This window comes from Cytobacillus oceanisediminis (genome assembly GCF_007830235.1).
Lineage (GTDB): Bacteria > Bacillota > Bacilli > Bacillales > Cytobacillaceae > Cytobacillus > Cytobacillus oceanisediminis.
The window spans coordinates 118,464-130,938 of sequence record NZ_VLKI01000001.1 but is presented as its reverse complement, the minus strand read 5'-3'; the positions used below and the strand labels follow the sequence as shown (position 1 = coordinate 130,938).

Below are 12,475 nucleotides of genomic sequence, written 5' to 3'. Positions count from 1 at the left end.
ATTATGAAGATCAAAGCAACTCTAGACAGAATTCCTGGCGGTATGATGGTTGTGCCGTTGCTAATTGCAGCAATACTAAATACGTTTGCTCCTAATTTGCTTCGCATAGGGAACTTCACAGAAGCTTTGTTTGTAAACGGTGCCTCTACATTAATTGCTTTATTCCTTTTGTGCACTGGTGCTCAAATTAACGTGAAATCCTTTGGGGTTTCAGTTGGAAAAGGGGCAACTCTTTTAGCCACAAAATGGGTAGTCGGTGCGGTGTTTGGTTTAATGGCTTACATGTTCGCAGGCGAGAATGGATTATGGCTTGGATTGGCTCCAATTGCGATCATTGCTGCCATGACAAACAGTAATGGAGGTTTGTTCGTTGCACTTGTAGGTCAATACGGAAGCAAGGAAGACCGTGCAGCCTATTCACTCCTTGCACTAAATGACGGACCGTTCTTAACAATGGTAGCCCTATCTATCTTTGGTGCAATGGGCTTTGTTGATGGAATGTTCTCACTGCAATCATTTATCGCTGTATTACTTCCAATTTTAGTTGGTATGGTTTTAGGTAACTTGGATGAAGAAATGCGTGACTTTCTTGATAAAGGAAGCTCTATGCTAATTCCATTCTTCGCTTTCGCTCTAGGTATGGGAATTGACTTTGGTGCGATTGTTGAAGGCGGATTATCAGGTATTATTCTTGGTCTATTAACAGTATTCGTAACTGGTACTGCAGGGTATCTAGTGTTTAAGGCGCTTAAGTGGAATCCGATAGTAGGTGCCGCTGAAGGATCAACTGCCGGCAATGCTGTAGCAACACCTGCTGCCATTGCAGCAGCTAGTGCAGGTTTTGCCCAGTATGCGGAATTGGCGACAGTCCAAGTAGCTGCATCGACTGTTACAACTGCAATCTTGCTTCCTCTATATATAGCGTTCCTAGTTAAACGTCTAGAGAGAAAAGGCTACGAATTTAAAGAAGGAAACATCATGAAAGTTAATGGCTAAGGATGTGGTTCTCGTGTTGAAAAAGTTTGGAATCATTGCGGATGATTTTACAGGTGCAAATGATTCAGGAGTACAGCTGGCGAAAAAAGGCCTGACTGCATCAGTTATGCTGGATTTCACAGAAAAAGGGATTCAATCCAATCCTGACGTCTTAATTGTTGATACCGATAGCCGCGCTAAGACACAAGAAGAAGCATATGAAGCAGTGAAAAAAGCCGCTTCTCTTCTTTTTGAACAGGGCTATAGCCATATTTACAAAAAGGTGGATTCAACATTAAGAGGAAATATCCCGGTTGAGCTTGCAGCACTTGAAACGGTATATCATCCAGACATAATCGTGGTTGCGCCGGCATTTCCAAAGATGAATCGTACGACAGTTTCAGGCCATCACTATGTAAATGGCGAACTAATTACCAAAACAGAATTCGGAATGGATCCGAAGACACCGGTAACGGAAAGTTATTTGCCTGCCATGTTAAAACAGCATGCAGGAAAAGATGCGGCATTGCTTGACCTGGAATTGCTCCGCGGTGAAAAAGCAGCTATTCTTGATTTTATCGAAAATGCCATTTCTGAGGGTAAGAGCTGGATTGTGTGTGATAGTGAAAGGGAAGAGGATCTGCAGACAATTGCAGAGATTTTCGCAAGCTTGCAGAAAAAAATTATCTGGACAGGATCTGGAGCATTGGTTGAATATTTACCGGATGCGCTGAAATTAACTTCCCAGAGCGAAGCTGGGTATAATGAAGTAAACGTTGATAAAACACTCACGATCTCAGGAAGTTTATCCAAGGTTACAAAAAAACAGCTTTCAAATATAAGAGCGCTTGATCAATCTTATTTTGTAGAAATTAATCCTGTTCAATTGGTGAACAATACAATTGAGATAGAAAAAATCATTTCTGGTATTTATAAGAATTATGAAAAAAATCACATTGTTGTCTTTGTGGATTCATCCGATCAGAACCGCCAGGCAGCGCGGGAAGCCGGTGAAGCACTTGACTTGTCCGGAAAGCAGATTGGCGAAAGAATTGCCAAGGGACTTGGGCAAATTGCAAACGAACTCGTTACTGACTTCCCGGAGATGAACGGACTAATTTTAACAGGCGGAGACATAGCAAAGGCTGCATGTTTAGCCTTGGGTATACAAGAAATGGAGCTTCATTCGGAAGTAGAGCCGGGGCTGCCTTTTGGACGTTTGTGCAGTAAAGAAAAAAGTTATTGGGCAGTTACAAAAGCCGGTGGATTCGGCAGCGAGCAATCCCTGGTGAACGCTATACATTATATGACAAGAAAGGTTGAGTGCAATGAGTCAAACTAAACCAGTAGTAGGCATTACAATGGGGGACGCAGCAGGTGTCGGGCCGGAAATTATTTTAAAAAGCCTTGCATCCGAAGAAATGTATGAAATCAGCAACCCGCTTGTCATTGGTGATAGTAAAATTCTGGAGCGGGCTAAGTCATTTGTTGACAGCAAGCTTTCTATTAAACCAGTAAAGGCGGAACAGCTGGATGAGATTGCTTATGAGCATGGTGTCGTTCACTGTCTTGATTTGAACCTTTTGCCAGCAGACCTCCCAATCGGGCAGGTGTCTCCGGAAGCAGGACATGCTGCTTTTGAATACTTGGCTGAAGCGATTAAAATGGCGAAGGAAAAACGCATTGATGCAATATGTACGGCACCGCTAAATAAGGAGGCCTTGCAAAAAGGAGGCCACATGTATCCTGGCCATACAGAAATTTTAGCGGATTTGACCAATACGAAAGATTATTCTATGATGCTTTCTGCACCGAACTTACGGGTCATCCATGTGACTACACATGTTGGCATCATTGATGCTGTTAAAATGATTAATCCTGAAAGAGTCTACCATGTTCTTAAGCTTGCACATGACACGCTGCAAAAAGCAGGAATTGAATCACCTAAAATTGCTGTGTGCGGAATCAATCCTCATGCAGGTGAAAATGGCCTGTTCGGATATGGTGAAGAGGATGAAAAAGTAGTTCCAGGTGTGGAAAAAGCACAGGAAGAGGGCATTAATGCAATCGGGCCGCTTCCAGCGGATACATTGTTTTTCAGAGCTGTCCGCGGAGACTTTGACATAGTCGTAGCCATGTACCACGATCAAGGCCATGGCCCTGTTAAAGTATTAGGATTGGATGCTGGTGTTAATATCACAGTCGGTTTGCCGATCATCCGTACAAGTGTAGACCACGGTACAGCCTTTGATATTGCTGGAAAAGGAATTGCAGACGAAAAAAGTTTAATGGAAGCTATGCGGCAGGCAGTGGAACTTGCTCCTAAGAATTAAATCGCCTATTTTAAAAACCCATCTGATAATCGGATGGGTTTTTATGTACATGTTGCGAGTTCGTGTAATTGTATACTTAAGTGATATAATGATATAAAGACTGTTTTTTAGGGTGATTATTAAGTTTTTATTTTATTAGTGCCTTTTTCCTGTTCAAGTGCTATTTAACAAGCCAGTGGTCAGAACAGTAGATTGGAATAATACTAACTGTATTCTTCAGCCTGCCCCCCATTGTACAGCAGGCAGGCTTTTTGATTTAGGAAGGGATTAGAATTTTTTCAGAAATTATATTCTTCTGATTAATTTGATGCTAATATAATATAAAAATAAATTTAGATAATTGAGGAATTTATGAAGAATCGACTGGGTCAAATTTTATTGGTGCTTATTTCTATTATGTTTACTGCATATCAATCCATTTTTTCTAATGAAGCCTTTGTAACAATCGACTTTTTTATCTTCACCGTCATTGCCTGGTTTGTAGGATGGCAATTTGACAAAAGCCGATACTATGGGGAAATAGCCAGGGAAAGTGAAAACAGCTATAAATTATTATTGGAATCAATGCCAGTTTCCGTTCTTATACATAAGGATACTAAAATCTTATATGCAAATTCATCTGCTGTATCTATGCTTGGGGCTAAAGATAAGCACGAATTAATCGGAAGGCCGATTTTGGACTTTATTGACCTTGATTATTTAGGCCGCTTCCAGGAAAGATACCAGCATATAAAAACAGAAAAAAATCTCCTGAATAATTCGGAATATAGAATCAAGCAGTTAGATGGAAAAATGAGATATGTTGAGGTTTCGTCTTTATATGTAGATTTTGAAGGGGGCCAGGCTGTTCTTTCCATAGGGGCAGATATTTCTGATAAAAAAGCGCAAACGGAACAGCTCCTTCAAAAATCAGAGAAACTAGCACTCTTGGGGCAAATGGCTGCCGGCATCGCACATGAGATCCGCAATCCGCTTACTTCGATAAAAGGCTTTGTACAGCTGTTCAAGTCCAGCAGCCAAAAAGAAGAATATTTCGATATTGTGCTATCAGAACTTGACCGCATAAATGGAATTGTCGGTGAATTCCTTGTGTTGGCCAAACCGACTGCAGATATCTATTCATCTCAAAATATAAAAATATTAATCAACGAAGTGATTACGCTGAGCAATACCCAATCAATCCTGAACAATGTCCAAATCTTTGCAGAATATGATACGGAGTTGCCATTGATCATTTGCGAGAAAAACCAGTTAAAACAAGTGTTTTTAAACATCATTAAAAATGCGATTGAAGCAATGCCCGTTGGGGGCGAAATTGAAATAAAAGTAAAGAATGAAACAGAAAAGACTGTTTCCATTCAATTTATAGACCAGGGCGTAGGCATTCCCCAAGATCGAATTCCAAGCCTTGGCGAGCCTTTTTATACAACAAAAGAGAAGGGCACCGGGCTGGGCCTTATGATTTGCTACAAGATTATCGAAAACCATAATGGACGGCTGACAATAGACAGCAAAGTGGGCGAGGGGACAAAAATTGAAATTGTTTTGCCTGCGGAACAGCAGGCAGGGATTAAAAACGAAGCGATTTAACTTGAATCTTTACCTACATATTCCTGATCATCAAATAGTGCTTCCTAATATTATTGCCGTGAAAAATAAAAGCTCTTTTCTCATAGATTGTTGTTTTTGCTTATAAATTCTGCCAGTTGATTTCAGCACGGGGCACTCAGCGAATCCGCGGGGAGCGATGCGAGCCTCCTCGGCTTCGCCTGTGGGGTCTTACACTTCCCTCACTTCCCGTTAGGACATTGAATAATTATCCTTGAATAAACACCGCACGAAGAAAATTCGGATGCATTTTCGAGGATCAAGTGCCCTCCGCTACAATCAACTCAGTTAGATTAACTAAGTTTGCCGGTAAAAGGCAACAAGCTTTACGAAAACAGCAAAAATAAAATAGGTTTGGAGCAATTCCAAACCCTTTTTTTATGCGAATTTTAAAGACTATTGTTTTAATTCGGATCTTAACCCTTCCTTTAGGCTTTAGTACGGATATCCAATTAGGCACTTTTCCTGAGTATAGGACAAGTTTGGTTCCGGGAAAGCTGAAGGTAAGGAGGCGATGTATGAATGGGTACCTTTGAAGTGTTATCTCTGATGATCAGTTTCGGTATGTTTGTAATCGCCATGCTCCAATTTAAAGATAGAGACAGGGATTCTTGAACACGCTGCTAAGCGTGTTTTTTTCTGTCCCGTACCAAAATTTAATTGGATAGCTTATCATACTCTTCTTTTATTTCTTTGGCCGTTTTATCGATTTCTTCACCCCAGTGGTCATTGACCGTATTAAACACAATATTTCCCTTTGTATCCATTAAGGCGTATCCTCTATAAGCTGTATCACCGTTTTTCATGTCAGTTCGTTCAATCAATTCCATATTAGGGTCTGATACGAATGGGAGGCTATGGCCCATTTTTTCTTCAAGTCCATTATACAGCTCAAGCTGCTGCTCGGGCTGGTCATTGCTGACGATATACATGTTTACGTCCATGTCTTCTACTTTATCCATGTTCTGATGCAACTCGACCAGTTGCTGTTGGCAGAGTCCTCAGGTGTATGTGGTGATAAAGAAGAAGAGGGCTGGCTTGTCCTGCGGAAAAGTTACTTCGTTGCTGTTCTGATCTTTTAAGGTAATCGGGTCTTCGGCTTTATCCTGACCGCAAGCAGTCAGAACAAGAAGAACGATTGCCACTAAAAGCATAAGTCTACTTCGCATAATATCTCCGTTTCCTTGTAAAGTTTTTATGTAAATGCTCTTCTCATTATCGCAATCTTTTTATCATTTCTCAACTAAGATGCACTTTAAGTTCAGGGAAAAGGAAGTAACTGGGATGATGATATAGATGGAAAGCAATTGTTTAATGAAACCGGATCCGAACTCCCTTAAATCTAGTTCATTGGCAGACCCTTCTTGAAAAGAAGATTAGATGTAGCTGACGAAAAATAATGGCAGCCAAGTTTTAGCAGAAGGTTTTTTAAACAAGGTTGGAATTAAATGATCCCAAAAATAATGCCGGTAATCACGATTAAACGTGCAGTCATAACAAACACACTCTTTATCATAAGAGTGTGCTTTTTTGGATTATTTATTACTAGCAGTTGAGTAAAAAATTGGGGACGCTCTAGAGGATGTATTTGCTTCGCTGTACTTTATAGATAAGCTGATCGAGCTTTTCACTGTACATTAGCGTTTCTGGATGTGACAATCCCTTTCTTTTTCCAACAGAAATCATCTTTTGCCGCAGGTGATCGATTTCAATATAAAGTTGTTTTATAGTAGTCGAAGTTGTAGTCATTTACTCGGCTCCTAATCCGGGGATTGATAAAATACTATATTCTATTATCGACAAAATAAACTTTAAATAAACGGATTCGACAAAACTTATAAAAACATTACAATCTTCAACAAAAACAACATTTAGTATGAATGGCCTATGTTATTTTACGTGCATTAATATTCTTGTAATCTATTATTCTTCCAGTTTTTACATCAGATTATAATAGACTTAATACTTCGTCTCTATTCTTAATATGTAACGAATTAAGAAATAGGAGATGGGGAATATGAAAAAGAAAATGATTTCGGCGATTGGTGCAGTTGTAATTGGTCTTAGTGCTACAGTTGGGGGAGGAGTGGCGATGGCGAAAGATAAGTATAAAGAAATCGTGAATGTTTCGCACCGCGGCGCGTCGGCTTATGCACCAGAGCATACGATGGTTTCCTATGAAATGGGGGAAAAAATGCATGGTGATTATATTGAAATTGACCTGCAGATGACGAATGATGGTCAGCTCATTGCGATGCATGATGTGAAGCTTGACCGCACTACAAATGGTTCGGGGCTCGTAAAAGATTTTACCCTTGAAGAAATCAAGCAGCTTGATGCCGGCAGCTGGTTTAATGAAAAATATCCGCAATTCGCTAATCCGGAATATGAAGGTTTAAAGGTGCCAACACTTGAGGAGGTTTTACAGAAGTTCGGCAAAAATAAGAGCTATTACATAGAAACAAAGTCACCGGATGTGTACCCTGGCATGGAAAAAGAGCTTATTCGCCTTGTCGACAAGTATGAAATCAACAAAGAAAAACTTCTTGTTCAGTCATTCAGCGCGGAGAGCCTAAAAGTGATGCATGATTTAGATCCATCTATTAAACTGGTTCAATTAATCTCTTATAAAACGAATGCAGCGATTACCGACGCAGAAATTGAAGAGATGAAGCAATATGCAATGGGTGTTGGACCGAACCATACTTATCTTAATGAAGAATATGTACAAAAGGTCGTGAACAGCGGACTTGAATTGCATCCCTATACAGTCAATGACAAGGCAAGAATGCAGCAGTTGATTGATTGGGGTGTAACCGGCATGTTCACAAACTATCCTGATTTGCTTCATGAAGTGAAGAAGGGGAAATAATAGAGAATGGCTCTGGTGATTTTTCACCGGGCCATTTTTTGATGCTGGAAAAGTGATTCCGTAATAGAGTTGCTAATATATCCTGTAAGCAGCTAGTAAAAACAAAAAGTTGCTAATAAAATGCACAAAGTTGCTAATATTAGCTCTTTCGTAGAAAAAGTGAAAACTGTTTCCCAACTTTAAATAGTGGAAAATTGATATAACAAAGTTTTAAAAAGGACTTGAACAAGTTTTTTCAAAGTGATATGATTTTTTTGAAGTTAAGTTCATAAATCTGTCACATTTTGATTTGAGATAGCGAACCTGTCGTCGGTTAAAATGTCACAAGATTTGAAAACGATTAACTGTTGGTCCTTAAGTAGCGAATCCTGCTTGATACTAACCGTCAATCTTTCTTCTGCATACCAAAAATGTGCGGAGAGATTGGCGGTTTTTTTTATTTCAAGAAACTTTTCCTGTAACCGTTTTACTTACAAAAACACAGGGATTGAGCTTCACAAGGTTCTTTTTAAAGGGGAGAGCCTATTTATTGAGGGGGAAAAGAAGTGAAAAAGACAAAAAATCGGTGGCTGATTGCCGCTTCAGCAGTGGGGATCCACATTTCAATCGGATCCGTTTATGCTTGGAGCAACTTCACCAATCCATTGATTGAGGAGTTTGGCTGGACATCGAAGCAGGTACAATTAACATTTAGTTTGGCCATTCTATTTTTAGGATTGTCTGCAGCCTTTCTTGGGCATTTCGTCGAAAAACATGGTCCGAAAAAAGCAGGACTGCTTGCTGCAGGATTTTTCGGAGCAGGAATGCTGGGCGCTGGTCTCGCGGTAAACCTGGGTTCATTGCCATTTTTGTACATAACCTACGGTGTGCTTGGCGGAATCGGATTGGGAGTCGGATATATTGCGCCTGTTTCCACATTGGTAAAATGGTTCCCTGACCGCCGCGGATTTGCGACTGGTCTTGCCATCATGGGATTTGGTTTCGCAGCAGCGGTAGCAAGCCCAGTCATGGACACACTTATTAAATCTGTAGGCACGGCTAATACGTTCTATATTCTAGGTGCCGCGTACCTAATCATCATGACATTATCTTCTTTATACTTAGAAAGACCGCCTGAAAATTGGGCACCAGAGGGCATGAAAGAAAAAGCCAAAGCAGGCAAAATCAAAATCAAACAGGATTTGGCACAGTTAAAAGCGAATGAAGCTGTAAAAACACCCCGTTTCTATTATTTGTGGATTATGCTATTTATCAACGTAACTTGCGGTATTGCGATCCTATCAGCGGCGAAGCCATTGGCACAGGAAAGCATCGGTTTAACAACAGCAGAAGCAGCAACGCTTGTTGGGGTGCTGGGCATATTCAATGGACTGGGCCGCCTGGCATGGGCATCCATCTCCGACTATATTGGCCGCCCGAATACGTATACAATTTTCTTTGTATCACAAATTGCTTTATTCTTGCTTTTGCCTCACACAAAGGAAGCCATGTTATTCCAAATCATGCTGGCAATTGTATACACGATGTATGGCGGAGGATTCTCATCTATCCCGGCATTCATCGGAGACGTTTTTGGAACGAAGCAACTCGGCGCGATCCACGGATACATCCTTACAGCATGGGCAGCAGCCGGACTGGCAGGTCCAATGTTCGCTGCATGGATGAAGGATTCAACAGGAAGCTATGCTTCAAGCTTAACAAGCTTTGCGGGACTTTTTGTCGTAGCATTAATTGTCTCAATCTTAATTCGATTTGATATTAAAAAATTGCGCAAGCAAAATGAAGCAAATAAGCGTTTAGCAAGTTAATTTTTATAACCACACAACCAGGTATGGCACTTGGCAGCGAACCTGCTAAAGACTAACCACCGTAGAATCTCCCAGCTTTTTTAGAGGCTGTTTCGCGGTGGTTTTTCTTTTTAAGCAGGCAGAAACGTCGTGTTTACTCTATTAGCCATATACGATAGTAAAAAGCTATATTAACCATTGAGAATCCAGAGAGGTTTTTCTCTATTAAATAATAGGACTAGCAATAAATAAAAGGAGTGTTACGCGTGGGAAAAACGAAACATCCAGGACCACAGAAGAAAAAGGCTATGCCAGATCCGAAGCATTGGGTAAGCCCCGTACCATTCGGACTCGGTAAAATAAAGCCGAAGCATATGAGAGATACAGCGAAAATCCTTTGGGAAAATAAAGATAACCTCGGCTATGCAGCCAATATTTTAACAAAAGGTGTTTGCGACGGCTGCGCGCTTGGCGTATCCGGACTGTATGACCAGACGTTGAAGGGCCCGCATGTTTGTACAACACGATTAAATGTTCTTCGTTTAAACACAGCAGGTGCTATCAAGCCTGAAATTCTTCATGCAGATATTGATGAGTTAAGAAAATATGACAGTACGGAGCTTCGGAAATTGGGACGAATTCCATACCCAATGATCCGCAGAAAGGGCGAGCGCAAGTTCTCAAGAATTACTTGGGATGATGCCATGAATATGATCGCTGAAAAAATGAAGGTGCTTGATCCCATGCAGTATGCGTTTTATCTAACAAGCCGCGGGATTACAAATGAATCGTATTATGTCGCCGGCAAAGTTGCCCGCTTCCTTGGAACAAACCATATCGACAATGCGAGCCGCATTTGCCATTCACCTTCAAAGACAGCTTTAAAGCGTTCAATCGGAGTCGGCGCTTCAACAGCAAACTATCTGGACTGGATTGGAACGGACGTCCTCTTATTCTGGGGAAGTGTTGCGTCCAATAGCTCGCCGGTTTCATCCAAGTACATGCTTGAAGCGAAGAAAAACGGCACAAAAATCATTGTTGTGAACCCATATAAAGAGCCTGCTATGGATAAATACTGGATTCCTTCCAATCCAGAATCAGCGTTATTCGGAACCAAAATTGCGGATGATTTTTATCAGGTAAACATTGGCGGGGATATTGCGTTCATGCACGGAATCATGAAGCACTGGTTTGACATGGAAAAGCAGCAGTACGGATCTGCAATTAATCATTCTTTTGTGAACGAGCATGTGGATGGCTATCAGGAATTGAAGAAGAAAGTAAGGGAACAATCATGGGAGGATATTGTGGAATCCTCAGGTGTAAGCAGAGAGCGCATTATTGAACTTGCTGAATTATTGGCCAACAGTAAAAATGCCGTTTATGCTTGGGCGCTTGGTTTAACTATGCACTCTTTTGCAACTGATAATATTTCACAGGTCGCTAACCTTGCATTGCTTCGCGGCCACCTTGGAAGAAAACATAACGGTTTAATGCCGTTCAGAGGCCATTCATCTGTACAGGGAAGCGGAGAAATGGGGGCGGATCCGTTCGTGCTTCCTGGCGGAGATTTCTACGGTGACAATTTTACCCGTATCCAAAACCTTTGGGGCTTTGAAATGGAAAAATGGCAGGGCGATATTGTCGGCGTAACACTTGAAAATATTATGCTGCCTGAAGACCATGAACGCAAAATTAAGCTTTACTATCTATCCGGCGGTAACTTCCTCGAGACGATGCCTGATCCGGATTTCATTGAAAAAGCACTATCTGAACTGGACATCCGTGTCCACCAGGATATTATTTTAAACACTTCCACTTTGGTTGACGCCAAGGAGGCTGTTATCGTTCTTCCTGCGAAAACACGTTATGAGCAAGAGGGCGGCGGAACTTCTACCTCAACAGAGCGCATGGTGTACTTCAGCCCTGAAATTGAAGGGAATAAGAATAAAATTGAAGAAGCCCGTGAAGAGTGGAAGATTTATACTGACCTTGCAAAACGCGTGAAGCCGGAGACATCTCATTTGGTTGATTTTAAAAATGCACAGGAAATCCGCGAAGAAATTGCCCTGGCAAATCCAAGCTATGATGGCATTCAGCACCTGAAGAAAGCGGGAGATGTCTTCCAATGGGGCGGCGCGTGGTTATGCGAGGACGGAATCTGCCCGACTCCGGATGGAAAAGGTCATTTAATTACCGTAGATATTCCTGACCTTGGCAAAAAAGAAGGACAGTTCATCGTTACATCACGCCGCGGTAAGCAGTTCAACTCCATGGTGTACAAAGAGGTGGACCCGCTGAATGGTGCCGGCCGCTATGACGTATTGATGAACGCGGAAGATGCGCATGATTTAAGCATCGCTGAAGGCGAAGGAATTGTGCTCTATAATGGATTCGGCGTATTCCAGGGAAGAGCCAAATTTGTAGATATCGCCCGCGGCAACGTTGAAGTCCACTTCCCTGAAGGAAATTTCCTATTGCCGAGAGGCCGCTACGAAAAGTTCGCCGGAATTCCAGACTACAACATCACTGTAACCCTGGAAAAAGCAGATCGATACAACGCCCGGAAAGATGTACAATATAATGAACGACATATTGCGGATGACGAAATTGATGCACCTGCATAAGCAGAGAGAGATGGCTTTGGGCCATCTCTTTTTTGATGTTGAAAAGGAATAGTGGGGCTGGTTAACGACGAAAATGAAAGAGCAGCCGGAGAAAAGGTAGTGAATCGATCGGATTAACGACGAAAACGAAGCTGTATAGGCAGAAAAGGTAGTTAATCAAAGGAATTAACGACGAAAAGGAAGGATCAGCAGAGAAAATGGTAGTTAATCAAAAGGAATAACGACGAAAATGAAGGAACAGCAGAGAAAATGGTAGTTAATCAAAGGGATTAA

11 protein-coding genes are annotated in these 12,475 nt (G+C 41.4%); 8 read left to right on the top strand and 3 right to left on the bottom strand.

The window, feature by feature from the left end; translation table 11 throughout:
- Window positions 1-3 precede the first annotated feature (3 nt).
- From IQ19_RS00625 to IQ19_RS28270, 5 genes are all read left to right on the top strand, one after another.
- Entirely contained in the window at window positions 4-996 is a 993-nt protein-coding gene (locus IQ19_RS00625) for a 2-keto-3-deoxygluconate permease (protein WP_144538892.1), read from the top strand.
- A 13-nt stretch (window positions 997-1,009) separates the two neighbouring features.
- On the top strand, window positions 1,010-2,317 hold the full coding sequence (locus IQ19_RS00620; protein WP_144538890.1) for a four-carbon acid sugar kinase family protein: 1,308 nt from the start codon (window positions 1,010-1,012) through the stop codon (window positions 2,315-2,317).
- Window positions 2,304-3,308 (top strand): 4-hydroxythreonine-4-phosphate dehydrogenase PdxA, encoded by a 1,005-nt coding sequence (gene pdxA / locus IQ19_RS00615; protein ID WP_144538888.1) that lies wholly within the window; start codon window positions 2,304-2,306, stop codon window positions 3,306-3,308. Before IQ19_RS00620 ends, pdxA begins: the two co-directional genes overlap by 14 nt.
- Before the next feature lie 351 nt (window positions 3,309-3,659).
- A complete protein-coding gene (locus IQ19_RS00610) occupies window positions 3,660-4,898 on the top strand; it encodes an ATP-binding protein (RefSeq protein ID WP_144538886.1) in 1,239 nt (412 codons plus the stop codon).
- Between the two features lie 540 nt (window positions 4,899-5,438).
- On the top strand, window positions 5,439-5,531 hold the full coding sequence (locus IQ19_RS28270; RefSeq protein WP_219993412.1) for a putative holin-like toxin: 93 nt from the start codon (window positions 5,439-5,441) through the stop codon (window positions 5,529-5,531).
- Window positions 5,532-5,572: 41 nt separating this feature from the next.
- On the opposite strand, the gene IQ19_RS00605 is transcribed toward IQ19_RS28270, so the two are convergent.
- From IQ19_RS00605 to IQ19_RS00600, 3 genes are all read right to left on the bottom strand, one after another.
- Window positions 5,573-5,899: a thioredoxin domain-containing protein gene (locus IQ19_RS00605; protein WP_277875265.1), complete on the bottom strand. Its 327-nt coding sequence runs from the start codon at window positions 5,897-5,899 to the stop codon at window positions 5,573-5,575.
- Window positions 5,900-5,917: 18 nt separating this feature from the next.
- Window positions 5,918-6,085, bottom strand: coding sequence for a hypothetical protein (locus tag IQ19_RS27945; RefSeq protein WP_199749326.1), 168 nt, complete (start codon window positions 6,083-6,085; stop codon window positions 5,918-5,920).
- Between the two features lie 406 nt (window positions 6,086-6,491).
- Window positions 6,492-6,665, bottom strand: a complete 174-nt coding sequence (locus tag IQ19_RS00600; protein ID WP_110063006.1) for an aspartyl-phosphate phosphatase Spo0E family protein — start codon at window positions 6,663-6,665, stop codon at window positions 6,492-6,494.
- Between the two features lie 268 nt (window positions 6,666-6,933).
- On the opposite strand from IQ19_RS00600, the gene IQ19_RS00595 reads away from it, so the two are divergent.
- From IQ19_RS00595 to IQ19_RS00585, 3 genes are all read left to right on the top strand, one after another.
- A complete protein-coding gene (locus IQ19_RS00595) occupies window positions 6,934-7,788 on the top strand; it encodes a glycerophosphodiester phosphodiesterase (protein ID WP_144538882.1) in 855 nt (284 codons plus the stop codon).
- 545 nt (window positions 7,789-8,333) lie between these two features.
- Window positions 8,334-9,596 (top strand): L-lactate MFS transporter, encoded by a 1,263-nt coding sequence (locus IQ19_RS00590; RefSeq protein WP_144538880.1) that lies wholly within the window; start codon window positions 8,334-8,336, stop codon window positions 9,594-9,596.
- Window positions 9,597-9,841: 245 nt separating this feature from the next.
- On the top strand, window positions 9,842-12,202 hold the full coding sequence (locus IQ19_RS00585) for an FdhF/YdeP family oxidoreductase (protein WP_144538878.1): 2,361 nt from the start codon (window positions 9,842-9,844) through the stop codon (window positions 12,200-12,202).
- The last annotated feature ends 273 nt before the right edge of the window (window positions 12,203-12,475 follow it).